Genomic DNA, 24,101 nt, shown 5'->3' on the forward strand with positions numbered 1-24,101 from the left:
TGGTTCACAGCGCTTATAAGCGGTAAGCCTTATAAACCTTGGACGTACTGAGCGTTAGTACGAATCTCTACAAGTTGCTCTAGGTGTTGCTGTGAGCCTTCAACGCCGTTGATTAAACCTTCGAAGTGCTTGATCAGTTCTACCTTGTCTTGAACTTCTTTTGAACCCGCGCCGATGTTGGTTAGATCAATGAAGAATTCGTCAAACAGGCCAGAGAAATCCGTTACAGCGTCATGGTTTAAGAACTGCTCGTGGTTGTAAATACTTGGGTAGCCACCCTTCTGTTTGTCAACCGCGAACGAGATACCTTTCACGTTAGTAATCGTAGTTGCTTTCTCACACTTCAACATACAACCCGCTTCGATGCTCGGTTTGTTACAGCCCACTGTTCTTTGGAAGAAACATTGGCGGCTGGTCATCATCAAGATTGGGTGGTAAATGCTGTAGAACAGTTTGAAGTTCTCTGGGCGGCGAATATGACGAATCTGACCTTTGTTGATCTCGTTAGAAATGAACGCGCCCGCACAGTTTAGTTCTTCTTTAAGCGTCACTAATGCGTGAGAGTTTGTCGTATTCATGAATGGACCAGCAACCCACTCGATACCCATTTCGTAAGCCTTGTATGCGATACCCGTGTTGTTAGTCACGATGCGAGCTGGCTTAACGACTTCAAGAATACGAACGGCTTCGTCGTAGTCCTTGCCAATCAATACTGCTGGGAACCACGGAATCAAACGTGGATTTGCCGCTAAGATATCGATGTACTTATTACAACGCTTCTTAAAGCTTTCTGGGAGCTTGAAGTAAACGTCCGCGTCCGTCACATCACATAGGTGCAAGTCTGCAACGTCAGCGATAAGCATCGACATAGTCGGCTTCTCGTTTACTTTAGGATGCTGTGGCAGTGCTGGTACTTCAACGTGCTTAATCACTTCAACAGAGCCGTTTAGAATGAAGTCGATTTCGTCTTTAATATCAGAAATTTCTTTCAACGGAATCACAAGTCCAGAGTCCACTTCGCTGAAATCTTGGCTTTCTAGTGTGTGAACCGCACTCTTCACGTTCTTGAATCGCTTCTCAAGTAGCTCTTGAGTAATCGCTTTCTCTTCTGTTGCAGTAAGCAGCGACTTGGATTGCAAGGTGAAGTTCTCTTTTTCTGTCTTCACTGTCACCGTAAATGGCTGACCTGCTTTTGCGCTGAAAGACATAGCAACCGGCGTCTTGCGGATATCAAGGAACTTAATCTTGTCACGCATTTCGTCACCAAGTACATCTTTCGCTTCATGCAGCTGTACTGTCGCTTCTTGAATCTGAACCACTGAAATTTCGTTGTTCTTCTCTTTCGCCTGCTCAACTGCATAGTTAATGCTGTTATCACGAGGGTTATCGATGAACATGTCTTTCGTTAGGTTGCCCTTAAGGAAAGAGTTCGTGAATTCACGGTTGAATACTTTGTGTAGGTTAGAATCGTCTTCAAGCAACAAGCCTTCTTGTACAAAGCTATCGATCTGCTTACGCCATGTATCTACCACGGTGTAAACGTAGTGTGCGCCTTTAATACGACCTTCAACTTTGAGCGAATCGACTTTTGCATCGACTAATTCAGGCAGATCATAGTACGCAGAGTTATCTTTTAGGTTCAGTGGGAAACGGTTACCCGCATTGGTGATTTCATATTCATCACGACATGCTTGGCTACAACGACCACGGTTACCTGAGTTACCCACACTCACTGAGCTTGAGTAACATTGACCCGAAAACGCGATACACAGCGCACCATGTACGAATACTTCGGTCAGTACATCATGGTCGTGTGCAACTTCAGTCAGCATTTTAATTTCAGGCAGGTTTAATTCACGCGACAAGTTAACGCGCGATGCGCCAATCTTAGACAGGAACTTAATCTGGCCTTCGTTGTGTGTGGTTAGCTGAGTTGAAGCGTGAACATCTAACGATGGGAAGTGCTTCTTCACTAGGTTAAACAAGCCCAAATCTTGGACAATGATGCCGTCTACCTTAGTGTTCACCAGCTGGTTTAATAGCTTAGTGATGCTCTTCGTTTCGTGCTCCAGCAGCACAACGTTAAGCGTTAGAAAGATCTCACAACCGTATTCATGAGCAAGGCGGATCACCCCGTTCAACTCATCTAACGATAGGTTAGAAGCTCTGTTACGAGCGTTGAAGGTGTCTAAACCGCAATAAACTGCATTGGCTCCGGCTACGATGGCTGCTTTGATCGCTTCTACATCGCCACCAGGGGCTAATAACTCAATTTTTCTGCTCATTTTTGAAGTCGCTCACTTACTTATAATTTTTAAGCCGCGTATTCTACCCACATCACGATCTGTTTACCACCGTACAACACTTTTCAAACTCAATGACCTCAACAATGCCTAATCCTTCAGCTTTACCTGTCCTTTACTCTCTCCGTCGCTGTCCTTACGCAATGCGTGGAAGAATGGGCATCGCCTTATCGAAACAACAAGTACTACTGAGAGAAATCGTCACCAAAGACAAGCCTAGTGAACTATTGGTCAGTTCGCCAAAAGGTACGGTTCCAGTTCTAGTGTTACCCGATGGAAAGGTTATTGAGCAGAGCTTAGATGTGATGATGTGGGCGCTGCAACAAAACGATCCTCAAGATCTGCTTCGTTCGAGTAACCCTCTACTCAGTGAGCAAATCCACCAGCTCATTCAACAAAATGACAATGAGTTTATTGGTCACTTAGAAAAATATCGCGCTTCTGTTCGCTATCGCAATGACGACATCGAGCAGCGTAGAAACTTGTGTGAAGCCTTTATCAAAGAGCTTGAGGCTAAGCTCGCCAACCATGACTACTTGTTTGGAGATTCCCCTAGCCTAGCCGACTTTGCCGTAATGCCATTCGTCAGCCAGTTTGTCAGAGTAGAAAAGAAATGGTTTGTGCAGTCTGAATACCAGAACGTTGGGCGTTGGTTGCGATCGCACCTCGAAAGTAAACTCTATACCCAAGTAATGAAACAGTACCCATTATGGAACGACACCAAGCAAGATTGTCTTTTTGGATAAGACCAAACCGCACAAAAGCCATCATTATCTAAAAGATTGTGCCGAATTTCATGACACTGTGTCGCACGCCGTGCCATTGATGGCATATTAGATCTCACTCAAAATAGCCTTTCAATTCGATACAACGGTAGTTTGAAAGGCGCTATGGCGAAAACGAAAAGAAACACCCTAGACAATCCGATAGATTGGCTAACGGGATTAGCAAAAGTGTCGCTGTTGGTCGCGTGTTCGCTTAACCTCTCAGGTTGCAGTGCTAAGAACAAAGCCACCAACACCGCCCCATCAAATGCTTCAGCACTCAACTCAGCAAAACAACCCTATACCGCTGAGAACTTTTACAAGCAAGACAACAAAGTCACTGTGATCCTCGCTTTTTCTGGTGGTGGAACTCGTGCTGCAGCCCTTTCCTATGGTGTCTTACAGGCACTGCGTGATACCGACATGGAGATCGATGGACAACACATCAATCTGCTAGAAGAAGTCGACATGATCAGCTCAGTATCGGGTGGGAGTTTTACGGCTGCGTATTACGGCCTTTATGGCGACAAGATATTTGATGACTACGAGGACGCGTTTCTTTATCACAAAGTGTCTGAGGATCTTATCTCCATTCTATTGTCACCAAGCTACTGGTTCTCCTACGCGACAAGAACAGACAAAGCGACCGATTATTATGACGCGAACATTTTTGGGGACAGCACATTTGCTGATATGCAAAGAGAAGGTGCGCCTTACATAGTGATCAACGCTACGGACATCTCAACAGGTTCACGCTTTTCTTTCACACAAGAGTACTTCGATTTGATCTGTTCTGATTTAAATCGTTATTCCGTGTCCAGCTCCGTGGCCGCATCTTCAGCTGTGCCTTTCGTTTTTACCCCTGTCGTGCTTGAAAACAGAAGTGACTGTGACAAAACTCGCCACATCAAGCCTTCTTTTGAAGCCACCACGTATCGGAACAAGAATCTCATCCAATCATTGGAATCGTACAGTGACAAAGACGCAGTGGGGTATCTTCATTTAGTTGATGGTGGAATCACAGACAACTTGGGGCTGCTGTCGCTTTATGAGATGTCGGAATACTTACGTTATAACGATGAAGGAAAATTGAAAGTGCTACACAAAGATCAACCTGTCCGCCCTATTGTCATCATCTCGGTAGATGCGGCTACTAAACCAGAATCCGGCATTGGTAGTTCAATTGAGTTACCAACCGTTAAGCAGACTGTCGATGTTATTACAGACATTCAATTGCACCGATACAACGACACCACCAAAGACTTGATCGTGGATCAGTTGGCCTCGTGGTCGGAGTTCGCATCTTACGAAGGACATCAAGTCGTTCCGTATTTTATTGAAGTCAGCTTGAGCAAGGTGAGCGACAACGAAAAACGCTATCAACTAAACCAGGTCCCGACCGACTTTACGATAGACAAAGACAAGGTTGACCTGTTGATCGAAGAAGGTAACCAACAGCTTACGACGGACCCTACATTTCAAGCCTTCTTATCGTTTGAAAACACCAAATAATGCTAATCTGGTTGCTTATAAATCAAGCAACTATCCGTTACATCACGTCAGAATTTTATTTATACAAGGCGCACTATGGAATTTGAAAACAACATCCTACACCTTGGTTCGTTCTTCGCGGTGACCATGGGTATCGTGGTTTTATTTGTCGGAAGGAGGCTTAATCAAGTCATCGGCTTTTTAAAAGAGTTCAGTATCCCCGAACCCGTTTCTGGTGGCATTTTAGCGTCTATTCTATTTGGCGTGCTCTACGCAACGACATCCATTGAAGTGCAGTTTGATCTGTTCGCCCGCGATGTGTTGCTGGTGTACTTCTTTACCACTATAGGTATCAACTCAAGCTTACGTGACTTGTTCAAAGGCGGTAGACCTCTAGTGATTCTATTGGTCATCACTATCTTCTTTATGATCATGCAAAACATTGTCGGTATTTCGGTAGCGTCGATGTTTGGGCTTGAGCCTGTCTTTGGCTTGTTAAGCGGAAGTATCTCTTTGATCGGCGGGCACGGGACCGCTATTGCTTGGGCACCTAAAGTGGGAGAACAGTTTGGATTAGAAAGCGCAATGGAAATCGGTATCGCTAGTGCGACCTTTGGACTTATATTGGCCAGTTTAATGGGTGGTCCTATTGCTAAATTCCTAATTAAACGACACAACCTAAAATCTTCAGATTCAGGCTCAACAATTAAAAGTGAAGTCAAAGAGAGTCAGACACAGCAATTGACCTCTTTCCAATTCTTAGATGCCGTTTTAGCTATCCACATTTGCGTGATATTTGGCGTATTACTTAACGAGCTAATAAGCCAAACAGGGTTACAACTTCCACTGTTTGTCTCTTGTCTGTTCGCAGGTATTGTTATTACTAATGTCATTCCTGACGCTTACCCAAGAATATCGGGCTCCAAGTGGCCAACTCGCTCACCTGCCATCACCTTGATTGCAGATATTTCACTAGGCACATTCTTAGCGATGTCGTTAATGAGCATGCAGCTTTGGACCCTCATTGATTTAGCAGGCCCAATCTTCGCTATATTGGCGATGCAGCTTCTACTCGCCGTGATCATCAACATCTTCGTGGTGTTTCCAGCCATGGGTAAAACCTATGATGCTGCTGTAGTATGTGCGGGCTTTGGCGGGATATCGCTGGGTTCAACACCTACGGCCATGGCCAACATGTCGGCCGTTAGCCAAAAATATGGATACTCTGTACAGGCCTTTATCATCGTGCCTTTGGTGTGCGCCTTCTTTATCGATTTGGCTAACGCGCTCATCATCCCTTACTTCCTGAGAATGATGTAACAAGCGCACTTTACATTGCTAAAACAAAAGAGCTGCTCATACCGAGCGGCTCTTTTATTTCATAAACTTTTACACGATATATCGGTGCTTAAAGATTATTGAATCGCAATAGATATCTCGACTTCAGTCTCGCCTTTGTAGAGTTCAAAGTCGGTTGTGTACGTTCGCGTATGTGGGCAATCAGGCGCGTTAAAATACGCCCACACTTCTCCCCACAGATCGATCACCGCTTGTGGTAATTCGCCTTCTGCAGAGAACGTCAGGTATTTTCCTGCTTCAATCTTTGTTTCGACCAATTGGTCAATGCCGTTATCAGTGAGTACATTTGTACAAGCAATCACATCAAAGTCACCTGTAAAATCTGACTCGTAGTTTGTGTATACGCCGTATACCTTTGAGTCCGGGGTCAGCTTAGGAAAAGCTTGTTCGAAAAAGCCTTGCCACAACTCGCCAATTTTCGCCTTAGCTGGGTCAACTTCATCGGTATTGTTGGTTCTTACCACAAAGCCATACGCTTTTACCGCTTCTAATATTTGTTCTTTCACTCTTTTATTTCCTAAGCCATTTTATTGCGTCAACTGTTAAGCCAACTCGATTCTAGTCTTGGATCTCTTTATGTCCGCACTTTTCACAAACAACATGGCGAGAAAATTCATCCATGGCAGCGACAAAGCCGCCAAGAAACCAGCCTTTGACCAGACCGGAGATAAACTCAAGCCGCTTTTGGTTTGGTTTGCCCGCAAATTCACTTTCCTTTCTCACCAAAACGACAACGTGTTGCGTACGTTCACGGCAAGATGTGCAGTAGCTTTGCTCTATTGAATTATTCATATGTCACCCTATGACGTTTTGAAAGAGATTTGCTTAAAATGAGGGTTGTCGACACACACTTCTAATTCATTAATTCCGGTCAACACAACAAGTTGTTCTCGACCAGCGACACTTAGCTTAATGCATTCATCTTTGTCTTGGTTTCGCTGGGTATCTAAAGCAACACCCTCGATCTGTTCACCAGAGCGTAAAGTGAGCTTAACTGGGTACCTGTGCATACACACAATTTCAATATAATCGTAATCACTGCAACTAATCATAGTGCCTCCCATTCTTCCACCACGCTAATGCGGCACGCTATTCTATGCAAACTGTTTATAATCAATCGTTTACTCAGATCACATGAATACAGCACCAGCCTAGAGCAGCGTCAATTTAAGCATAGCCGCTCTTTAACCATTCACGTTTCTTCTACGCACCTCTGCTTATGCTTTCATTGTTCAGTAACAACCGAGTACCAGACAATGAAAACCATCAAACACATATCCCTTTTCATTTTTTGCTTAGTGGCGTCAATCATGTCATTCACCGCAAGTGCCGCGACAGCGAATGATGCGAGCCACTTCGTCAACGGCAAAACCAAATATCGTCAGCTTTGCCAAGCGTGTCATGGTGACAAAGGTTTAGGTGATGGACCAACAGCAGCATCTCTGCCAAGTAAACCCGCCAATATTCCAAATAAGCTCGGTGAATTCTTTACGACAAAGAACTCCTTGGTTGATGACATTTTAGAAGGCGACACGGAAGAAGGGATGCCATCGTGGCAGGGAGTGATTACAAGACAAGATGCCATTGATATTCTTGATTATGTCGAAATGATCCAACGATAATTGCTAATCGATTCAACTTTTTAACGCTGAACTTACTTAATAACGTTCGTTTTATTGCGCTATCAATTCGTTTGATTACACTGAAGTTATTGGACAGTGAATAATACGGAACGTTATGAACTTAAACCCCCTAGCCACAAGTACTCTCGTGCTCGTCTCTACAACAGCAAGTGCGGTGAGTTTTATAGACCAAATTGATGGTCACTTGGACATGGGTGAATACCTAGCTGAAAATGCCTATGGCTTTTTACCCGTCCCGATTCTGATTACAGAACCAGCGGTTGGCTACGGTGGTGGTTTCACCGGTATCTTCCTTCATGAATCAGAAGAACAGAATAACACACGCAAAGCACTGGCGGAGAAGTCCCTTGATGGAGGCGCACAACTCTTAACACCTGCAATCACCGCAGTCGGTGGCTTCGCGACAGAAAATGGCACTTGGATGGCATTTATTGGTCACAAGCGCAGCTGGAAAGAAGATTCGATACGTTACCTTGGTGGTTTGGGTTATGGCGATATCAACATGACTTTCTACCGACAAAGTTCTCCTAATGCCCTTTCGCCACTCGATCCAAACGAAGGTATCGAGCTTGGCTTAAAAGGCATGGGAGGGATTCAAAAGCTTCAATTTAGAATCCAAGACTCGCCATGGTTAGTTGGCCTATCTCAACAATTTTTTGCACCTAAATTGTCACTCAATAACCACCCTAAAGCGCAAGAGATCCTAAACAATATTGGGAATACCTCGCCTACTTCGTCAGGCTTAGGCTTAATCGCGGAATACGACAGCAAAAACAGCTTTCTAAATCCAACTCAAGGCTATAACTATGTCGCTGAGTATCTATGGTTTGGTGATGGACTTGGCAGTGATTACAACTACCAAACGTTCAATCTAGAGGGACTGAATTATTGGGAGCTCAACAAAGAATGGAATCTCGCATTGCGCGGTCAATACAAATCCTTGTCGACTGATGAACGCTTTCTATCGCCTCAATACTATCCAGACATTCAACTAAGGGGGATTGCGAGAAATCGCTATCAAGGAGAGCATACCTTTGCTGCAGAGGTGCAAGTAAGCAAACAATGGACGCCACGTTGGTCAACAGGAGTATTTACCGGGATTGGCTATGCAGGCGACAGTGACAGCGATATGTTCGACCAAAGCTCACACTCAGCGTATGGCGTTGGTTTCCGATACCTTATCGCAAGACGTTATGGCCTAATATCAGGGATTGATATTGCGTTTAGCGAAGAAGATACCGCACTCTACTTTCAAGTCGGAGCCGGTATCTAGCTAAATCACGATTCAACTTACCAATCAGAAGATGCTAAGCAAAGGTCTTCCAATACTGGTACAAGCCATCGATATCAGAAGAGCACATTAAGGTCATTGCACCTTTGATTTGCTCTTCATTCCATTCCCACCACTTCATTTCTAGCAACTGTGCAATTTCAGTTTCACTAAAACGATAGCGGATATGACGAGCTGGGTTAGAACCGACAATTGAGTATGGCTCAACGTCTTTGGTTACGACGGCACGGCTGGCGATAATGGCACCGTCGCCCACCTTTACGCCACTCATGATCATCGCCTCTATGCCAATCCAGACATCATTACCAATCACGGTGTCTCCAGAACGTTCAAAGCCGTCGATTGCCCCTTCAAATTTTTCATCATCTTGGTAGAAAAATGGGAATGTACTCACCCACTGGTTTTGGTGACCTTGATTGCCTGCCATCATAAACACGGCACCAGAACCAATCGAGCAGTAGCTACCGATGATCAACTTGTCGATGTCACTTCTGTCAGGAAGCAGGTAGCGCGCACAGTCATCAAAACTATGGTTATGATAGTAGCCGGAATAGTAACTGTGCTCACCCACGATGATATTTGGGTTGGTTACTTGCTCTTTAAGTGATTTACCCACGAATGGGCTTTCAAAATAGTTATTCATATTTGTACTCTTAGTTTCGTTCTTTTAGTTGGGTACTATTTATTGCGCTATGATTCTAACTAATTTCTATTTTTGCGTAAAAGCCTTACGTATCTTAACGCCCACCGGCAATATCAATAAATGACCCTGTCACATAAGAAGCTTCATCTGACAGTAACCAAGCGATAGAGTTTGCGACTTCTTCTGGCGTACCGCCTCGTTGCAAAGGTAATTGTGAAGCTAACCTATCTACTCTACCCGGCTCGCCGCCATCGGCATGCATTTCAGTATAGATACAGCCAGGTCTTACACCATTGACACGGATGTTTCTTGATGCCAGTTCAAGAGATAAGCCTTTAGTAAGGGAGTCCATTGCACCTTTCGAAGCCGCATAATCTACATATTCAAATGGCGCTCCGGTACGTGACGCTGCAGACGATACATTCACAATCGAGCCAGCGCCATCCGCTTGTTTGATAAAAGCTTTACTACAGAGGAAGCAGCTCGATACATTTGACTTCATGACCTTTTCAAAGCGATCGAGTTCTATCTCTTCTAATGCAGATTGAGTGAATAAGATGCCCGCATTGTTAACCAAATGAGTTACAGGCCCGAGTTTATTGCGTGCAATTTCAAACAAGGATTTAACGTCTGATTCAACCGAGACATCCGCACGTACACTGATAGCAGTGCCGCCTTGTTCTCTAATTTCGTTAACTAGCGCTTCAGCTCTTGATTCATTTTGGATGAAATTGACACAAACCGCATAGCCTTGTTTTGCTAAAAGCTTAGATGTTGCTGCACCAATACCTCGGCTTCCACCGGTAACAATTACGACCTTGTTCATGGACTCTCCTAACTTGCTGACTTTTTGTTTATCTGATTATTGTTATGTACGTACGCCACTGTAAGCTCGTGTTGTGGCATTTGATGTTATTGACTCAGTGATTCAGGGCTGACTAATTGAACCCATTGTGAACGCCATTTTTGCGGAGCAAAGCCATCTGGCCAAAACTCGGTTTGCTTTTGAATCAAGCCGTCAACCACGGTATGGAAGGTAATCACACGGTCATTAAGAACACTGTCAGTCACCGACACATCAGTAACAACAGTATCGCCCTCACATACAATCGAGTTGAGCGTAAATTTCCATACATCATTTGCTGGGTATTCAGAGTTGATCGCTGTGAAGTTATCTCGCCCGACGGTTAGCTCAGTTGACTGTGGCCAATAACCTTGGAAATCCTCCGCCAACCATTCGCTCGCTTTTGCAAAATCATTGGTACGCATGGCTTCCCAAAAACCTAATACCACTTCTTTCGGTGTCATTGTTCTTCCTTAAATTTATCGAATTACTTGGTACTTTTTGATTACGCATACTTGCCAATGATCGCCAAAAGATCATCAACATTACCAGCGATGTAATCGGGTTTAGTCTGCCACTTTTCTGGTTCAGAACGGCTGTAACCCGCGGCAACAGCAACCACTTTAGCTCTCCCACCAAGTGCAGCCTCGATGTTACGGGCAAATTGAGTATCCGCTTCATGGTCACCGATATACATTAAACAAAGCTCGTCGGTTTGACCTTCACCAAAAATATTTTCAACGCACTTAATACCACCAAATGGATGTGGCTTTTGGTTGCCATTTGATACGTCATCATAACCAACAACCGCTTTAAACAACTCACCAATACCATAGCTATCGAGTACACCGCGAATATTCAATTGAGAGTTTTGAGAACAGATGCCATGGGGAAGATGTGCAAACCGGTTTATCACCGCGTCCATACCATCAAACAACTCGACTGGCGTTTGATTCTTCTCTTGATGTTCTGCCCACATCCCACCAGCAACCAACATTTCATCATGAGACATGCCGTAGTAGTCGACATATAAAGCTTGCCAGTTTTTAGCGCCATGATTTGCTTCGTGATAAAGCGCCTCGCTCGTTAAGTACTTTGGCAAGTTTTCACCAGATAAGTGCGGTGCAACCACAGAGATAATGTCCTTCGTTATGGCGATATTCTTTGGCACCGAATTGACTAAGGTTCCATCATAGTCCCACAAGATAGCATCTAACTTCATTATTTATCTCTTTGTTTAGATTAGATATTTGAATTTAACACTCCTATGGCTGCAGAGTGAAATATAAATATCTCTAACTTCAAACCTAATCCACACAAAAGCAAAAATTTAACGGATCACACTAGGTATTTCCGTGTAAGGACAAGCCTAATAAGCTTTGCTTAGATCATTGCTTTATCAATTGGAATATATGCGTATAATCCCCCGCTCCATGCGCTATCAACATAAACATTAGCGCCAAAACACTATTTCTTAATGAGTACCCCATGTCGAAACTATTTTTCAAAGGCCGTATCGAAACAAGACAAAACCACGTCCTTGCAGGCTACAACGTAAACCGCGATGTAAAAGCGGGTACTGAAGAAGCACCAATCAAAGTAACGGTTCAAAACGAAGCTCGCAAAGCTGAGATCGAAACACTGGCTGCAGAGCAGGAGTTCGTTATAGAAATCACAGTAGACGCGCAACAAGAAGAGAACACCATCGAGCTTGATACATTCCTAAACAAGCCAAAAACGATGACGTTTGAAAAGACGCCGAACCGCAACGACCCATGCTCTTGCGGTAGCGGTAAGAAATATAAGAAGTGTTGCGCTTAAGGCTTCTGAATTGAATTGCCAATAGCAAAACGAAAGACAACGGGAAGATCGCTGAGATCTTCCCGTTTTTATTTGCTCAAACCCTTCATCAATCTAGATGGTCCGGCGTCTCTAGGTAGGTACCGCATCGAGTGCATTTGTAATCTCCCGTTGCACCATTGGAAATAAACCCAGACAAGATTTGCATCAGCAAGCCTGGTTTCTTCTCATCTTGCGGTGCTTTTTGTGCTTGGTTACTGAACAAGGTGTATTTGTGCAATGTTAGCGCTTTGCAGTTACAACAAAATGCTCGTGTTTGTTCACTTCCATACATGACTTCGGCAACCTTCTTGCTCATAAACACTCAACGCATGACGGAGTGTTCACGCGTTAAGCTAGGATTGATTTTGAATTTAATTGTTTACACACCACTCCAGAAAAACTCAATACGAATTCCACTTGGGTCATAGCACATAAGGTGTTTAGCAGGCCCTTCTCTAACTAATTCAGGACCAAACTCAACGGTTACGTCAGAGTTTAGAAACTGTTTGTGTAGCTCATCTAAGTGCCCCTCAGATTCGACAAGCAAAGCTAAGTGATGCAAACCGACATTAGCTTTTCGGTCAAACTCGACAGGTGAATCCGCTTTTGCGTCCCAAAGTGTCAGCATAATATTACCATCACTGACAAAAATAGCTGGGTAGTTAGGGTTTCTTTTAACCTCGTTCCAACCAAGCTGTTCTACGAAAAACTTCGCACTCTCTTCCAACTTTGAAACAGTGAGTCCTACGTGATGTACACCTTTTGTTAGTGCTGCCATATCTTACTTACCTTATTAATTAACCTGAATAAAACTTTAAGTTAATGATATAACCAGCACAACTTGACGAAGCTGATAGAGTTATTCAATTTATTTGAATAATGTATTTCACTTAGTTCCTCCAATAGTGGTCAGATTACATGGTTACGCACAAAGCTGTTTAACTCGCTCACACTTCTGATGATGTGAACCTCTTGCTCTTTCGTACGTAGTTCTAAGCGCGACCTAAAGTCGTCATTCCAAAATGTGAGGCTGAGCTTGAGCATCTTGTAGCTTTGTATCGTTCCTTTGATCACTGAGCTTCCGTCAGGCCAACCTTCAGGTTTCACAAACAAGCCCTTCAGTAAACGTTTAGTCACAAACCAATAGCTCACAGGGTAAGGAAGGTCGATATAAATTAGCGTGTCTGCGGTATCTAGGCGCTTTTTAAACGATTCTATAGGGCCAAGTCCGTCGATAATCCAGTTTTCAGAGCTAAGAATGCGCTCATGCATGTGTGAAAACACCTCGCTATCGACAAACTCACCATTCGCTTTGTAAACCAGCGAATCAAGTTGGTGTAAGTCTATCCCTGTCGCCTGCGCTAGCGCCTTACTCACCGTAGATTTACCACTCCCAGGCTTACCAAAAACCGCTATTTTCTTCATATGACTTCCTCAATTGAGGTAAACCCATAAGACAGATACAAAAAAACCACCTTATGGGTGGGTTCGATAAATACAGCGCATCAAGCATCCCACCATTCCTATGGAATGATGATAATTCGTTGGTTAAGTGGCGCTAAATTCATTTTCATAAAACCACTTTTATATATTGCGAATAGATTGTCAACATTCTCTAGAAGCGAAATTAGAGCGAGCCGCCGACTATCTTTTCATGTAAGAAGTCTATGAGTACACGGACACGACGCGCTTTTTGGCTATTACGATGAAAGTACAAATAGAGCCCAGAATTATCACTCCAACAATCTTCTAGAATGGGTACCAGTTCACCGGACTTAAGCTCTCGCTCGACCATAGGTTCAAGTAAACGCCCGATACCAAGACCCTTCTGAGCCGCATCCACCATGATATCGGTGTCATTGACTATCATTGCCGTTTCAACATTTGCCTGAACCGTGTTGGTACCATCCATTAAAGGCAATAGAGCAAGCTTATTGGATGTGATAAATCGGTACTGGATTAACTTATGTTCTTGTAGATCTTCAATACTTTTGGGCACACCATGTCTTTCTATGTAAGCTGGTGAAGCAAATAGCGCTTCTTTAAGCCGCGGGGTTATTGGCCTTGCCACCATCCCTTCTTCGACCTTGTCACCAAATCGGATACCAAGGTCAATTCCATCTTTCAAGATATCCACCGTCGCATCTGAAATAGATATTTCAAGCTGTATGTCTGGGTATTGAACACAAAACTCAGCGTAGATGGGCTCTATCCACTTTTTGTAAGCAAAACGGGGAACCGTGATTGAAACATGCCCTGAAGGGTTACGACTCAGATCTGCGACACTTTCCATCGCACTACTTAAATCGCTAATGGCATCTACCGTTTTCGCATATAAGGTTCGCCCCGCCTCTGTCAGTTCAACTCTTCGTGTGGTGCGAGTAAAAAGCGGTAACCCTAGTTCATTTTCTAGCGTCTTTAGTGCCTGACTGACGGAAGGAGGCGCAACTTCCAGTTGACGTGCAGCTCCAGAGATCGAACCTTCAGTGACAATCGCATGGAACATGGTTAGCTGGTTGTATGTGGCTCCCTTCATCGTTCGTTCCCCGTTATTTGATTGAATAAATCTAGATTACCACAGTCTATTATTTGGTTTAGCCTAATAGTTATTTAGACATTAGTCATCTAAAACTAACAACTCAACACGTTTATGATTGCTTCATCAAATACGAACAATGAGACAGTCATCATGAGCAAAACAGTTGTTATTTCAGGCCACCCTAACCTAGCTGAGTCATACACAAACACGTTAATCATCGACACGTTAGAAACCGAGATGAAAGACGTGTCCGTTCGCCGCTTAGATACACTCTATCCAGATTACAAAATTGATGTCGAAGCAGAACAAGCTGCCCTCATCGAAGCCGATGTGATTATTCTTCAGTTCCCCTTCTATTGGTATTCAGTACCAGCTTTGCTGAAAAAGTGGATAGACGATGTGATGACGTTTAACTTTGCTTACGGACCAGAAGGAAACAAGCTTAAAGGCAAAGATTTCTTCCTCTCTTTCACGGTTGGTGGACCTAAAGAGTCTTACGATCCTTTAAACTACAACCACTTTACGATTGAACAGTTCATGTACCCTCTACAGCAGACCGCTTACTTAGCGAACATGAACTACCATGCGCCGGTTTATACACACCGAATGGTTTATATCCCTAATGTGTATAACAAATTGGAAGAGGTTCAAGAGCGCGCTGAAGACCATGCTTCACGTCTTATCGGCGAAATTCGCAAGGTCACACAATCGGACGAGCAGATCATTCGTAAGTTCTCCAATGAATGGTTTGAACAAATGGACTCTCTGTCAGAACAAACTGACATCTTCACTGAGTCACTGTCGCCAGATGCGGTATTTAAAGTTCCTGAAGGCGATTTTATCGGTCATGCCGGGTTCAAAGATTGGTATGCGTTGCTACGCTCGACCTTTAAGCCAAACTGCTCTCATGACATTGAACAACTCGAAGTAAAACCGTTAGGTTCGCAGTATCAAGTGAGCCTGCATGTAAGGGTAAAAGCAGACACCTACACCGATTCAACAATGAAAGGTCAGCAAGTTGATTTTGTCGTGAACGAGACTTGGTTAGTCTCTGTTGATGAAAACACCAGCGTTAAGATTCACGAATATGAAGTGGTTCCACTCACTTAGTGTGTAATTAAAAATAGCCTCATTGATCAAAAAGGACAGCAGCGATAAGTAGCTGCTGCCCCCTTTAACATCCATTGCCGTGACCAAGCTGAGTAATGTTCTCAAACCTTAAACTGCACGTTATAAGCCCTGTGTGCTAGTTTTTCGCAACCGTTGCTTCAGATAACTTACTAAGCACACCTGAAATTTTCTTAATTACCTCATCACAGCCATTAATCGCATGACGATTGACTAAGTAATTAGGATCGTTATAAGACAACCACACTTTTTTGTTTGCATCTTCAGTCACTAACACCTTCTGAGGTAAATCAATCGCCACCTCTTGCGAGCATTGCATTAACGGCGTACCTACTTTGGGGTTGCCGAAAATGATGACTTGAGTGGGTCTTAATTCAAGATCCACTTTGCTGGCATTCTTTTGATGATCGATTCTCGCAAACAACGTCAAACCTTTGCTCTTCGCGATCACTTCAAAACGGTCAGCTGTTTCTTTCACGGAATAATTGCTTTGGTACTTTATCAAACCGTCAGACGCAGCAACGGAAAAGGATGCAGAAAGTAGAATGGCGCATAGCGGTAGTAGTTTTTTCATTGTGACCTCTGAAGTTTACCGAATCGAACATACGTTTATCGCGCCATCTCAACGTCGTGGCGTAACCTAACTCAGTATAGACAGGTTTATAAACTGAGTTTGCTGAGAGGATCACCTTTCGCTAGGTATTTTTACCCAAGGTCCCTGCAGCTCAAAGGTCTGATTATCAAAGTCGATATTCCCTTGAACGCCAAGTGGCGTAACTAACATTGGATGAGTGTGGCAGCTATCAAATCCATACAATATCGGCACGCTTTTACCGTTTAATACTTCAAGAAGCACATCAAGTGGCGTTCGTCCGGTTCCTTTATCGTCGAACAGCTCATGCTTACCTAAGATGATAGCGCCCACCTTATCAAACACTCCGCAAGCCAATAGGTGTGCAAAAGAACGCTCTACGGTTTCGATACCCTTCAATGAGTCCTCGATAAGGAGAATATCTCCATCGAGAATTTCGGGCATATATTGGCTACCCCATATCCCAGCCATCGTACTTAAGTTACCACCAATCACTCGGCCACTGACTTTTCCTTTGCCGATAAACTTCCATTCATTGTCATAGACTGGCTTCGCGGAATTCTGAGTTTCCCAATCGTGTTTAATATCCGTCCATACCTGGGGCATTGTGTATTGATGTTGACTTGTACTCTCGCACAACAACTCACTGAATGATTGGAACGTTTGATCAACCAGCGGTGGAAACTCACCAAATGAGGCAACAAGTGCTGGGCCATAAAACGTTACTAAGCCAGTTTGGGCATGAATCGCCAATAGCAATGCGGTTATGTCGGAGTAACCGATGATGATCTTTGGATCCTTTTTGAGTGCCTCATAATCAATATACGGTAATAACGAGTTGCTATTATTGCCGCCAATTGTAGACATAATGCAGCGAACTTCAGGATCTCGAATGAGTTGGTTTAGCTCTTCGGCTCTTGCTTGAATAGAGCCAGAACGGTAGCCATCAGACTTCCCCGTCAATGAGCCTTCGACTAAGGTGAAACCTTTCGATTCCAAGTAATTTTTAGCGCGAGCAAACCGATTGGGAGCGAACACTGTCGCAGGGGAAGACGGCGAGAAAAAGCCAATTTTGTCACCGATGTTTAAAGCCTTTGGGTAAATCACTTCCTTTGTCCTCCATAACAAAAAGGTAATGGCATAATGAGCCTTTTTAGACGAGGTTATTTGGGCTTGTCTTTGTTCTGCTTAAACAGTGCATCCAGCACAATTAAAATTCGATATACAGCCTCAACATGTCTTGATGTTGAATACCGTTCTCGAAGATGGGTTCTGGGTAATGGTCGATGAAGTGGTTTTTAACCACACTATCAACCCTAAAACCAGCTCGTTGATAATAAGTGAGTTGATAACCGAACGTACCCGTTCCCAGCTCAACCCTCTTAATTCCTTGATTAACCACTTGCTTTAGAGCGAACTTTAAAACCTGAGACCCAATGCCTTGCTGTTGATGTTCAGGGCAGACTGACACATTAAAAATCTCTGCAGTATCGTCACTGATTGGTTTAACAACACAGACACCAAGAATTTGGTTATCTCGTTTCGCTGCGTAACACCATGATTGGCTTAAGTACGATGCAATACTTGCTTCAGACGGGACCGCTTCAAGTAACAATGACATTGGGACTTGCGTAGCATCGACGACGACATATTCCATTTTAACCTCAAGATATAGGCACACTCACATAGTCAGGCTACTGTAATCTAAGATACTGAACAGCTGAAGCTTTAGCTGCTAAAAGTTAGGTGTCGAATGAAACCAAATCCAATAATATCAATGCCATGACTTGGTGCCGCACTTCTCACACTGATATTGATATTCTTGGTCTATGAAAAATCCAGGCGTGTCTTTGTCGTCTTTAAAGAACAAGTTTACGATATACTCCACCAACATCCCTATTTTCCACTGTCTTGCTTCTGATTCCGCTTGCTCCTTTTGCCCCTCAACAGAGCTGCTCATAGCAAGGTGTGGAGTCATTGAGTTACAGTTTTCACAGTAGTATGGGTGTTTAATGTACTTACTATCAATCATTTATATAAACCAATGTGTATTTATGAAGTTGATTGCAAAGTAACAAGCTAACGTTGGATAATCTAACCTATTATATTGATCGACGTCTCATGGCATGTAGTTACGCTACACAAGACGACGAGAGTGCCGTGGCTAATGTGTCAACTTGCTAGAGAAGGTTAACTATAAATCGAGCTTCTTTACTGTGACGGTGTATGTCCACACGTCAATCTCTTCATCACCAAAATTCATACTCGCTTCACCACCCTCAGGCTTGAGCACGAAATCTGGCATCTCACTGTAGCTTGATCCACTTTCATTAGTACATGACATCGTGGCCGATAGAAGAATCGTGTTGTCGTCATGTTCAGAGAGCGTTCCTGTATACGAACACTCATCAACGCTCGTGGTAAGCGTCTGGCCAAGGTAATCAAATTTAACCGATGGAAAGTCGCGCTTTAGGGATTGCTCTTGCATTACAACGGTCATTTCATAACTACTGCTTGGTAATTCACTGTTAGCGAATACACTGCTTGATAGGCAAAGCAGCGATAACGCTAAGATTCTATTTTTCATTAATTGATGTGTTCCTTTTAAACTTGGGGCTCTTTGCATAACGTCATGGTAGAGCCACAAGTTTTATTACATATGCTTGGGTGGAAACTTCTTTGTCATGCCTTGGCTAGAAGGAGATACAAGCTTATAACCGAGTTTCCCATAAAACGCCGGTTCATCAGCTATCATGGAAACATACGACCCTTCCAGTGCAACAGAAGATAGGTAATTGTCGATGTATTCCATTACTTTTCTACCTAAGCCCTGCCCTTGATAGATTGGATCGACAGCGACATCAACCACTTCAAAATTACATGCACCATCACCGACAACACGCCCCATCGCAATGAGTTGGTCACCATCTCGAATTGAGATGCCGTATAAACTATTTGGTAAAGCGATTGTGGCTGCTTTTAGTGACTTCGGTGACAATTTTGCTTTCACCCGCATCTCACAAAACTCGTCTGGATTAGGGACTTTCTCTTCGTATTTGAACGCCATTTTTACAGCTCCTTTTGATGAGCAGTGAGAATACACACCATAACTGTATAAATAAACAGCATCTCAATATTTTGATGAGAATGTCACAATCTAAAGGGTGTATTAGAACCCAAAAGGAAGAGATGGTGTCATTCCTTCTCCATCACCCTTGGCACACTTGATTTAAATTTACTTCAATAACCCTCGGTCGGCGGCGGCTTCGAGTTGAACTTCTAGTTCGCTCCACAGTGCCTTGCTGCCTTTAGAAATGCGTTCACCGTTAAATGTCAGTACCTTATCTTTAGATATATTGTGCTTCTTCCAGCTATGACCGCCGCCATGGATGTTATGAAGTAAAGGGGGCACTCTATCAATCGCTTTACCGAATCTTGCTTCCGGTGATTCACCCGCTTCAAATTCTAGCCATAACTCCAAATATTCGGATCTTAAATGGCTTGGCAATGACTCAAGCAAACGCTCGACACAGTTTCTCTCTTTAAGTTTGTTTTCTTCCGTTTCACTGGCGTAAATAATCGTGTCACCTGCATCGATTTCACCGAGATCGTGTATCAGCAACATCTTCATCACTCGGGTAATATCGATCTCTTCATTCGCGTAGTCTTTCAACATCAGAGCACTCAAACAGACATGCCAGCTATGCTCAGCGGAGTTTTCATAGCGATCCAGGCCAACTGGCTTCGTTTGTCTATGAACATCCTTCAACTTTTCCACTTCAACCATGAATTCCAAAATGCCTTTGATTTCTTCCACGATACGCTTCCTTAACTTGAATTGATGTTTTAGTGATGCACAGGGTTACAGGGAGAGTCTTTCCCCCCACCGAACCGACATCTTGTAGTAAGAGACTCCCGATTTTTGGAATTCAACGCCTTCGACCTGCATCTCAAACCTTTGATAGAAGCCCAAAGCGGTTGTACGGGCATCACACCAAAAATAACTCGCTTGATCCGCTTGTAGGTCTTTGATGATGTGTTCGATAACCTTAGAGCCAACACCCTGCCCTTGGTATTCTGGCAACGTGGCAAACTTACGCAGTCTGGCTTGCTTCTCTTGAACGTAAACAGACGCAACACAAACTAATTGATCATCAATATAGGCACCATAATGCGAGGCATGCTCATCGCCTTCTACCGCACAAAACGACATTGGTTTGCTTGGCCACAGTACTTGATGACGAATGGGCAGCACATCAGCCGCTGAAATTTTAATTATGTCCATGTTGCTCCGATACCATTTGGTGTGGCTTGTAAGATTCAGGCTTATCGATTCGCCATCGGGTGATCGGGATTTAATTGCAGAAGATCCCATAGGTTTCCATAAAGGTCTTCGAATACCGCCACAGTGCCATAGGCTTGCTCTTTCGGCTGTCGAACGAATTTGATTCCCAGAGACACCATACGTTCATAGTCACGCCAAAAATCATCGGTATTTAGGAATAGGAATACGCGACCACCAGCTTGATTGCCGATAAAGTCCAGTTGCTCGGGCTTGGATGCTCTCGCCAATAGTAGGCTTACACCGTGTGAATTGGGTGGAGCAACAACAACCCAACGCTTATCTTCTTCTGGTAAGTAGGTATCTTCGATAAGTTCAAACTTGAGTTTGTTTACGTAGAAATCTAAGGCTTCATCGTAGTCTTTTACGACAAGTGCAATATGAACAATATTTTGTTTCATAACGTACCTTGTTGAGGGTGTTGGATGTAATTGACATGTTCCCTCCTTAGAACAAATGCCACTTTAAATTTTAAACTTCTTAGTCAAACGACCGCTACAGTTGCCAAAAACCGAGCTCAACACCACTCTGAATGACAATGGCACACATTCCGTGACGTGGTAACTCCATTGGTGGGACTGCGACTTCAGCACCCAACTTTTCAGCGGCGTTTACTGCAGTTTCTATGTCTTTCACCAGTGTGTAATGACGAACGACTGGCTCCTCAGTTTCACGAAGTGGTCCCCTCACACCAATCACTCCACCATTTGAGAGCTTAGCGGTACGAGCGCCACCTAAGTTCACATCCGCATCACTAAACTTCACATCGTAGATCTGTGCGTAAGTTGCACAAACCGTATCTACTTCAGGGGTAACAATTTCAAGATATTGAACTTTCATGGCCTTTCCTTTTGATTCCCAGTTGCCTTTTGATAAACAGATTTAAGTTAAGCGCTGATGGCTCCACGCATAATGAACTGTGGGCCAGCAGCGCCGCCTAGGTACTGTTCATTGGTATCTTCAAAACCACCTTTAACATAGCAGTTATAGGCTGCTGGATTTTTACAATTGACGGTTAAGTAAATCCAATCATACCCTTCGTAATTGGCTGCTAGATAAGGAAATAGCGCTTTCACTGCGTCAGTACCTAGCCCCTTTCCTTGTTGATTTTTATCTAAAGCAAACGCCCTTAAGCCAACACTACCTTCAGGGCAAAATTTGTAGCCAGCCGGGTAAGCAACATCAAGCTTAAAGAAGCCCACCACCTCACTGCCGTACTTAATAATATGTAGATGCGTGGTCTCGCTACCGTCTGACAAAAAGTCCGTTGCTGTTCCTGCGAATTTAACCTGCTCATCCGCGAGCTGAATTTCGTTAACTTGCTCAATATGAGTATCATTAAGCCTTTCGATAGTGATCATTGTTTTCCTTTTCATGATTCAATCTTTGACTGCAAGTTTTGCAGTTTTAAGGGCTTTATCAAAGCCGAGCAGAGAGAGTGACTACCCTTTCGTCTGTAACGTCATTGTTAGCTCAGACACCGACTGACCATCTATTCGATAATAGTCTTCCATTTCGCCGACAACCGTAAACCCTTTTCTCAAATAGAGGTTTTTTGCAGGAACGTTGTTTGACAACACGTTGAGGTCTAGCCAATCAATCGCTTCGTTCTCTTGGCAGTATTGAGTCGCCACATTCATTAGCTTGGAGCCTAAGCCTTGCTTTCTCACACTGCTGTCGACCCCCATGCCAAGCAATACACGGTGAGAACAGTAATTACCATTATGGTGGCGCAAGTCAATATGGCCGCGAATCGCACCATTCGAATCTTTAGCTAACCAAATTTTTCGCCAACCATTCTCTCCAAACTCATACTTAAACCCATCAGAAAATCGAGCTTTATGTGCTTCCGACATTTTACAATCTGACTTTGAGACTGGTTGGAATAGCGGTGTCTCTTCTAATGCGATTTCTGACAACTGTGTATCCAGATATACGAACAAACTCTCTAAATCAGAGTATTGTGCTTCTACTATTTTCATTACTACTCCTATTCAAACTTGGCCTCAAATGGCAGAAATGTTTTGTCGCCTTAGACATTGAATATCGTTAATGCCAAATCTAAAGAATCGACACCATTACAAAACAATGCCACTCGGGTCAGTTAAAACTCGTCACAGGTATCGCGAGAGCACCTATCCGGAAAGTCAAAATTCAGATTATTATCATCTTCCAAGATAAACAGAACACGCCCATTTTCGACGCCCGTTTCATTTCTATCAGAACATCCGAGGAAGAGTTCCCAGTCGAACGCATATTCAAGGCGATACTGGTTATGATTCACATGTTGCACACTTTTGACTTTGATTCCGTTGACCACATGTGCCATATCATCGATGTACGACAGGTCTGGAACCAGTTTGTCCTCAAATATGCTCTTGTTATCAGCTAAAAAACCGGCCAGCTCAGAGCATAGTTCTGGGCCATGAACCAATGGTTGAGATTTATGGATAAACAACATTTCCCAATATTCCTGTAGCGAGTTGGAGTGAAGATACAAAGAGCAGCGTATAAAATGCGACTTCCAGCCTGTTAAACAACGACCTTTGCATAACTGTTTCTGTCCATATCTACCACCTCAACGGTGATCGATGCACTGCTAAGGGACAAAGACAGCAATTGCGTCATCACTGTTTCAGATAGCATTGCTTTGTCTGTGTCACTTCGGCCAGACAATATACGCACCGTCACATGGATAAAATCTTCTTTTTCTGTACCCGTTTGGTAGTTCTCATAAGCAATACTTCGAACTTTGATGTCTCGCCCGTCTGCTTCGAATAACTCTGAGTTAAGCGCTCCTAGAAACACTTTATTATTCAGTTGCTCGGCGTTAATCGTCGACGAGTGTTCGATAATACAATGTGGCAAATCTTGCTCCTTAATAATTGTGCAGTTTACTGCTTTGTGAGCGACTTGGTGAGAAACGCTAATGATGAGTCTAGAGGGTAATTCTCAAGCACCATTTGGCATTGGTAGCCGTGCTTCTCATAAAAAGGTTTGGCCTGAAAACTCAACGTGTCGACCAATGACGACGTGCAGCCTTGGGACTGTGCGTACTTTTCTAGGCGTTGCAGTAACTGGCTACCGACCTGCTTGCCTCGCATTGAGTCATCGACCCAAAGAAACTTGATTAATAGCCAGTTTCCCCAAAGATCCGCAATAACACCACCAACCTTAACACCCTCTTCCATGGCGTAATAGCCCACTTGAGATTTAGGTATGCCTTCAAGAAATGGCGTATTGTGTTTAATTAGGCCAGCGCGAACTTCGTTTATGTCACTATCTGAAGGTTCGGTATCTAACGTATATTCCATTAATTT

The 24,101-nt window shown here is 43.6% G+C and carries 34 protein-coding genes; 7 read left to right on the top strand and 27 right to left on the bottom strand.

Annotated elements, in window-relative coordinates:
• Nucleotides 1-29: 29 nt before the first annotated feature.
• Nucleotides 30-2,285, bottom strand: a complete 2,256-nt coding sequence (locus L1D55_RS13215; protein WP_239917713.1) for a peptidase U32 family protein — start codon at nucleotides 2,283-2,285, stop codon at nucleotides 30-32.
• A 104-nt stretch (nucleotides 2,286-2,389) separates the two neighbouring features.
• Here L1D55_RS13215 and L1D55_RS13220 point away from each other — a divergent pair, with 104 nt between their 5' ends.
• The 3 genes from L1D55_RS13220 (at nucleotide 2,390) to gltS (ending at nucleotide 5,878) form a co-directional block, all read left to right on the top strand.
• A complete protein-coding gene (locus L1D55_RS13220) occupies nucleotides 2,390-3,049 on the top strand; it encodes a glutathione S-transferase (RefSeq protein WP_239917714.1) in 660 nt (219 codons plus the stop codon).
• A 144-nt stretch (nucleotides 3,050-3,193) separates the two neighbouring features.
• Entirely contained in the window at nucleotides 3,194-4,579 is a 1,386-nt protein-coding gene (locus L1D55_RS13225; protein WP_239917715.1) for a patatin-like phospholipase family protein, read from the top strand.
• A gap of 75 nt (nucleotides 4,580-4,654) precedes the next feature.
• The gene (gene gltS / locus L1D55_RS13230; RefSeq protein WP_239917716.1) at nucleotides 4,655-5,878 is read left to right on the top strand and encodes a sodium/glutamate symporter; all 1,224 of its coding nucleotides are present in this window, start codon (nucleotides 4,655-4,657) and stop codon (nucleotides 5,876-5,878) included.
• 95 nt (nucleotides 5,879-5,973) lie between these two features.
• On the opposite strand, the gene L1D55_RS13235 is transcribed toward gltS, so the two are convergent.
• The 3 genes from L1D55_RS13235 to L1D55_RS13245 are packed head-to-tail and all read right to left on the bottom strand — an operon-like array spanning nucleotide 5,974 to nucleotide 6,969.
• On the bottom strand, nucleotides 5,974-6,423 hold the full coding sequence (locus L1D55_RS13235) for a GyrI-like domain-containing protein (RefSeq protein WP_239917717.1): 450 nt from the start codon (nucleotides 6,421-6,423) through the stop codon (nucleotides 5,974-5,976).
• Between the two features lie 52 nt (nucleotides 6,424-6,475).
• Entirely contained in the window at nucleotides 6,476-6,709 is a 234-nt protein-coding gene (locus L1D55_RS13240) for a hypothetical protein (protein WP_004741014.1), read from the bottom strand.
• Nucleotides 6,710-6,717: 8 nt separating this feature from the next.
• Entirely contained in the window at nucleotides 6,718-6,969 is a 252-nt protein-coding gene (locus L1D55_RS13245; RefSeq protein WP_239917718.1) for a Rho-binding antiterminator, read from the bottom strand.
• Nucleotides 6,970-7,173: 204 nt separating this feature from the next.
• On the opposite strand from L1D55_RS13245, the gene L1D55_RS13250 reads away from it, so the two are divergent.
• Together L1D55_RS13250 and L1D55_RS13255 are read left to right on the top strand one after the other, a co-directional pair.
• Nucleotides 7,174-7,539: a cytochrome c gene (locus L1D55_RS13250; RefSeq protein WP_239917719.1), complete on the top strand. Its 366-nt coding sequence runs from the start codon at nucleotides 7,174-7,176 to the stop codon at nucleotides 7,537-7,539.
• 115 nt (nucleotides 7,540-7,654) lie between these two features.
• Entirely contained in the window at nucleotides 7,655-8,833 is a 1,179-nt protein-coding gene (locus L1D55_RS13255) for a BamA/TamA family outer membrane protein (protein WP_239917720.1), read from the top strand.
• A gap of 34 nt (nucleotides 8,834-8,867) precedes the next feature.
• On the opposite strand, the gene catB is transcribed toward L1D55_RS13255, so the two are convergent.
• From catB to L1D55_RS13275, 4 genes are all read right to left on the bottom strand, one after another.
• Nucleotides 8,868-9,494, bottom strand: coding sequence for a type B chloramphenicol O-acetyltransferase (gene catB, locus L1D55_RS13260; protein WP_239917721.1), 627 nt, complete (start codon nucleotides 9,492-9,494; stop codon nucleotides 8,868-8,870).
• Nucleotides 9,495-9,588: 94 nt separating this feature from the next.
• Entirely contained in the window at nucleotides 9,589-10,320 is a 732-nt protein-coding gene (locus L1D55_RS13265; RefSeq protein WP_171367226.1) for a glucose 1-dehydrogenase, read from the bottom strand.
• Between the two features lie 86 nt (nucleotides 10,321-10,406).
• Nucleotides 10,407-10,802 (bottom strand): nuclear transport factor 2 family protein, encoded by a 396-nt coding sequence (locus L1D55_RS13270; RefSeq protein WP_239917722.1) that lies wholly within the window; start codon nucleotides 10,800-10,802, stop codon nucleotides 10,407-10,409.
• Between the two features lie 41 nt (nucleotides 10,803-10,843).
• A complete protein-coding gene (locus L1D55_RS13275) occupies nucleotides 10,844-11,560 on the bottom strand; it encodes an HAD family hydrolase (protein ID WP_239917723.1) in 717 nt (238 codons plus the stop codon).
• Nucleotides 11,561-11,826: 266 nt separating this feature from the next.
• Between L1D55_RS13275 and L1D55_RS13280 the strand changes: the two genes are divergently transcribed.
• Nucleotides 11,827-12,159, top strand: coding sequence for a PBPRA1643 family SWIM/SEC-C metal-binding motif protein (locus L1D55_RS13280; RefSeq protein ID WP_239917724.1), 333 nt, complete (start codon nucleotides 11,827-11,829; stop codon nucleotides 12,157-12,159).
• A gap of 88 nt (nucleotides 12,160-12,247) precedes the next feature.
• On the opposite strand, the gene L1D55_RS13285 is transcribed toward L1D55_RS13280, so the two are convergent.
• From L1D55_RS13285 to L1D55_RS13300, 4 genes are all read right to left on the bottom strand, one after another.
• Nucleotides 12,248-12,472, bottom strand: coding sequence for a hypothetical protein (locus L1D55_RS13285; protein WP_239917780.1), 225 nt, complete (start codon nucleotides 12,470-12,472; stop codon nucleotides 12,248-12,250).
• 87 nt (nucleotides 12,473-12,559) lie between these two features.
• Entirely contained in the window at nucleotides 12,560-12,958 is a 399-nt protein-coding gene (locus L1D55_RS13290) for a VOC family protein (protein WP_239917725.1), read from the bottom strand.
• A gap of 131 nt (nucleotides 12,959-13,089) precedes the next feature.
• On the bottom strand, nucleotides 13,090-13,605 hold the full coding sequence (locus L1D55_RS13295) for an adenylate kinase (protein WP_239917726.1): 516 nt from the start codon (nucleotides 13,603-13,605) through the stop codon (nucleotides 13,090-13,092).
• 202 nt (nucleotides 13,606-13,807) lie between these two features.
• A complete protein-coding gene (locus L1D55_RS13300) occupies nucleotides 13,808-14,716 on the bottom strand; it encodes a LysR family transcriptional regulator (protein WP_239917727.1) in 909 nt (302 codons plus the stop codon).
• Between the two features lie 153 nt (nucleotides 14,717-14,869).
• Here L1D55_RS13300 and L1D55_RS13305 point away from each other — a divergent pair, with 153 nt between their 5' ends.
• Complete coding sequence (locus tag L1D55_RS13305) at nucleotides 14,870-15,829, top strand: NAD(P)H-dependent oxidoreductase (RefSeq protein ID WP_239917728.1); 960 nt, start codon at nucleotides 14,870-14,872, stop codon at nucleotides 15,827-15,829.
• A 136-nt stretch (nucleotides 15,830-15,965) separates the two neighbouring features.
• Here the strand turns inward: L1D55_RS13305 and L1D55_RS13310 are convergent, their stop codons facing one another.
• From L1D55_RS13310 to L1D55_RS13380, 15 genes are all read right to left on the bottom strand, one after another.
• Complete coding sequence (locus L1D55_RS13310) at nucleotides 15,966-16,421, bottom strand: DUF302 domain-containing protein (protein ID WP_239917729.1); 456 nt, start codon at nucleotides 16,419-16,421, stop codon at nucleotides 15,966-15,968.
• Nucleotides 16,422-16,532: 111 nt separating this feature from the next.
• Nucleotides 16,533-17,546, bottom strand: a complete 1,014-nt coding sequence (locus L1D55_RS13315) for a S66 peptidase family protein (protein ID WP_239917730.1) — start codon at nucleotides 17,544-17,546, stop codon at nucleotides 16,533-16,535.
• 103 nt (nucleotides 17,547-17,649) lie between these two features.
• Entirely contained in the window at nucleotides 17,650-18,096 is a 447-nt protein-coding gene (locus L1D55_RS13320) for a GNAT family N-acetyltransferase (protein WP_239917731.1), read from the bottom strand.
• Between the two features lie 117 nt (nucleotides 18,097-18,213).
• On the bottom strand, nucleotides 18,214-18,471 hold the full coding sequence (locus tag L1D55_RS13325) for a hypothetical protein (RefSeq protein ID WP_239917732.1): 258 nt from the start codon (nucleotides 18,469-18,471) through the stop codon (nucleotides 18,214-18,216).
• A gap of 162 nt (nucleotides 18,472-18,633) precedes the next feature.
• Nucleotides 18,634-19,026, bottom strand: a complete 393-nt coding sequence (locus L1D55_RS13330) for a hypothetical protein (RefSeq protein WP_239917733.1) — start codon at nucleotides 19,024-19,026, stop codon at nucleotides 18,634-18,636.
• Nucleotides 19,027-19,092: 66 nt separating this feature from the next.
• Complete coding sequence (locus L1D55_RS13335; protein WP_239917734.1) at nucleotides 19,093-19,506, bottom strand: GNAT family N-acetyltransferase; 414 nt, start codon at nucleotides 19,504-19,506, stop codon at nucleotides 19,093-19,095.
• A 168-nt stretch (nucleotides 19,507-19,674) separates the two neighbouring features.
• Complete coding sequence (locus tag L1D55_RS13340; protein ID WP_239917735.1) at nucleotides 19,675-20,256, bottom strand: HD domain-containing protein; 582 nt, start codon at nucleotides 20,254-20,256, stop codon at nucleotides 19,675-19,677.
• A gap of 45 nt (nucleotides 20,257-20,301) precedes the next feature.
• Nucleotides 20,302-20,724, bottom strand: coding sequence for a GNAT family N-acetyltransferase (locus L1D55_RS13345; protein ID WP_239917736.1), 423 nt, complete (start codon nucleotides 20,722-20,724; stop codon nucleotides 20,302-20,304).
• Between the two features lie 41 nt (nucleotides 20,725-20,765).
• The gene (locus L1D55_RS13350) at nucleotides 20,766-21,182 is read right to left on the bottom strand and encodes a VOC family protein (RefSeq protein ID WP_239917737.1); all 417 of its coding nucleotides are present in this window, start codon (nucleotides 21,180-21,182) and stop codon (nucleotides 20,766-20,768) included.
• A gap of 94 nt (nucleotides 21,183-21,276) precedes the next feature.
• Entirely contained in the window at nucleotides 21,277-21,621 is a 345-nt protein-coding gene (locus L1D55_RS13355) for a hydroxylase (protein WP_239917738.1), read from the bottom strand.
• Nucleotides 21,622-21,668: 47 nt separating this feature from the next.
• The gene (locus L1D55_RS13360) at nucleotides 21,669-22,142 is read right to left on the bottom strand and encodes a GNAT family N-acetyltransferase (protein ID WP_239917781.1); all 474 of its coding nucleotides are present in this window, start codon (nucleotides 22,140-22,142) and stop codon (nucleotides 21,669-21,671) included.
• Between the two features lie 81 nt (nucleotides 22,143-22,223).
• A complete protein-coding gene (locus L1D55_RS13365; RefSeq protein ID WP_239917739.1) occupies nucleotides 22,224-22,763 on the bottom strand; it encodes a GNAT family N-acetyltransferase in 540 nt (179 codons plus the stop codon).
• 122 nt (nucleotides 22,764-22,885) lie between these two features.
• Nucleotides 22,886-23,242, bottom strand: coding sequence for a hypothetical protein (locus L1D55_RS13370; protein WP_239917740.1), 357 nt, complete (start codon nucleotides 23,240-23,242; stop codon nucleotides 22,886-22,888).
• Between the two features lie 71 nt (nucleotides 23,243-23,313).
• Nucleotides 23,314-23,649 (bottom strand): 5-carboxymethyl-2-hydroxymuconate isomerase, encoded by a 336-nt coding sequence (locus L1D55_RS13375; RefSeq protein ID WP_239917741.1) that lies wholly within the window; start codon nucleotides 23,647-23,649, stop codon nucleotides 23,314-23,316.
• Between the two features lie 26 nt (nucleotides 23,650-23,675).
• Nucleotides 23,676-24,095, bottom strand: coding sequence for a GNAT family N-acetyltransferase (locus L1D55_RS13380; RefSeq protein WP_239917742.1), 420 nt, complete (start codon nucleotides 24,093-24,095; stop codon nucleotides 23,676-23,678).
• Nucleotides 24,096-24,101 lie beyond the last annotated feature (6 nt).

Origin of the sequence: Vibrio sp. Isolate22 (genome assembly GCF_022398115.1) — a bacterium.
GTDB lineage: Bacteria > Pseudomonadota > Gammaproteobacteria > Enterobacterales > Vibrionaceae > Vibrio.

What these genes read in the sequence shown, in the direction of transcription:
- L1D55_RS13215 (WP_239917713.1), bottom strand. Translation starts at nt 2,285, where the DNA reads ATGAGCAGAAAAATTGAGTTATTAGCCCCTGGTGGCGATGTAGAAGCG.
- L1D55_RS13220 (WP_239917714.1), top strand. Translation starts at nt 2,390, where the DNA reads ATGCCTAATCCTTCAGCTTTACCTGTCCTTTACTCTCTCCGTCGCTGT.
- L1D55_RS13225 (WP_239917715.1), top strand. Translation starts at nt 3,194, where the DNA reads ATGGCGAAAACGAAAAGAAACACCCTAGACAATCCGATAGATTGGCTA.
- gltS (WP_239917716.1), top strand. Translation starts at nt 4,655, where the DNA reads ATGGAATTTGAAAACAACATCCTACACCTTGGTTCGTTCTTCGCGGTG.
- L1D55_RS13240 (WP_004741014.1), bottom strand. Translation starts at nt 6,709, where the DNA reads ATGAATAATTCAATAGAGCAAAGCTACTGCACATCTTGCCGTGAACGT.
- L1D55_RS13245 (WP_239917718.1), bottom strand. Translation starts at nt 6,969, where the DNA reads ATGATTAGTTGCAGTGATTACGATTATATTGAAATTGTGTGTATGCAC.
- L1D55_RS13250 (WP_239917719.1), top strand. Translation starts at nt 7,174, where the DNA reads ATGAAAACCATCAAACACATATCCCTTTTCATTTTTTGCTTAGTGGCG.
- L1D55_RS13255 (WP_239917720.1), top strand. Translation starts at nt 7,655, where the DNA reads ATGAACTTAAACCCCCTAGCCACAAGTACTCTCGTGCTCGTCTCTACA.
- catB (WP_239917721.1), bottom strand. Translation starts at nt 9,494, where the DNA reads ATGAATAACTATTTTGAAAGCCCATTCGTGGGTAAATCACTTAAAGAG.
- L1D55_RS13265 (WP_171367226.1), bottom strand. Translation starts at nt 10,320, where the DNA reads ATGAACAAGGTCGTAATTGTTACCGGTGGAAGCCGAGGTATTGGTGCA.
- L1D55_RS13270 (WP_239917722.1), bottom strand. Translation starts at nt 10,802, where the DNA reads ATGACACCGAAAGAAGTGGTATTAGGTTTTTGGGAAGCCATGCGTACC.
- L1D55_RS13275 (WP_239917723.1), bottom strand. Translation starts at nt 11,560, where the DNA reads ATGAAGTTAGATGCTATCTTGTGGGACTATGATGGAACCTTAGTCAAT.
- L1D55_RS13280 (WP_239917724.1), top strand. Translation starts at nt 11,827, where the DNA reads ATGTCGAAACTATTTTTCAAAGGCCGTATCGAAACAAGACAAAACCAC.
- L1D55_RS13285 (WP_239917780.1), bottom strand. Translation starts at nt 12,472, where the DNA reads ATGTATGGAAGTGAACAAACACGAGCATTTTGTTGTAACTGCAAAGCG.
- L1D55_RS13290 (WP_239917725.1), bottom strand. Translation starts at nt 12,958, where the DNA reads ATGGCAGCACTAACAAAAGGTGTACATCACGTAGGACTCACTGTTTCA.
- L1D55_RS13295 (WP_239917726.1), bottom strand. Translation starts at nt 13,605, where the DNA reads ATGAAGAAAATAGCGGTTTTTGGTAAGCCTGGGAGTGGTAAATCTACG.
- L1D55_RS13300 (WP_239917727.1), bottom strand. Translation starts at nt 14,716, where the DNA reads ATGAAGGGAGCCACATACAACCAGCTAACCATGTTCCATGCGATTGTC.
- L1D55_RS13305 (WP_239917728.1), top strand. Translation starts at nt 14,870, where the DNA reads ATGAGCAAAACAGTTGTTATTTCAGGCCACCCTAACCTAGCTGAGTCA.
- L1D55_RS13310 (WP_239917729.1), bottom strand. Translation starts at nt 16,421, where the DNA reads ATGAAAAAACTACTACCGCTATGCGCCATTCTACTTTCTGCATCCTTT.
- L1D55_RS13320 (WP_239917731.1), bottom strand. Translation starts at nt 18,096, where the DNA reads ATGGAATATGTCGTCGTCGATGCTACGCAAGTCCCAATGTCATTGTTA.
- L1D55_RS13325 (WP_239917732.1), bottom strand. Translation starts at nt 18,471, where the DNA reads ATGATTGATAGTAAGTACATTAAACACCCATACTACTGTGAAAACTGT.
- L1D55_RS13330 (WP_239917733.1), bottom strand. Translation starts at nt 19,026, where the DNA reads ATGAAAAATAGAATCTTAGCGTTATCGCTGCTTTGCCTATCAAGCAGT.
- L1D55_RS13335 (WP_239917734.1), bottom strand. Translation starts at nt 19,506, where the DNA reads ATGGCGTTCAAATACGAAGAGAAAGTCCCTAATCCAGACGAGTTTTGT.
- L1D55_RS13345 (WP_239917736.1), bottom strand. Translation starts at nt 20,724, where the DNA reads ATGGACATAATTAAAATTTCAGCGGCTGATGTGCTGCCCATTCGTCAT.
- L1D55_RS13350 (WP_239917737.1), bottom strand. Translation starts at nt 21,182, where the DNA reads ATGAAACAAAATATTGTTCATATTGCACTTGTCGTAAAAGACTACGAT.
- L1D55_RS13355 (WP_239917738.1), bottom strand. Translation starts at nt 21,621, where the DNA reads ATGAAAGTTCAATATCTTGAAATTGTTACCCCTGAAGTAGATACGGTT.
- L1D55_RS13360 (WP_239917781.1), bottom strand. Translation starts at nt 22,142, where the DNA reads ATGATCACTATCGAAAGGCTTAATGATACTCATATTGAGCAAGTTAAC.
- L1D55_RS13365 (WP_239917739.1), bottom strand. Translation starts at nt 22,763, where the DNA reads ATGAAAATAGTAGAAGCACAATACTCTGATTTAGAGAGTTTGTTCGTA.
- L1D55_RS13370 (WP_239917740.1), bottom strand. Translation starts at nt 23,242, where the DNA reads ATGTTGTTTATCCATAAATCTCAACCATTGGTTCATGGCCCAGAACTA.
- L1D55_RS13380 (WP_239917742.1), bottom strand. Translation starts at nt 24,095, where the DNA reads ATGGAATATACGTTAGATACCGAACCTTCAGATAGTGACATAAACGAA.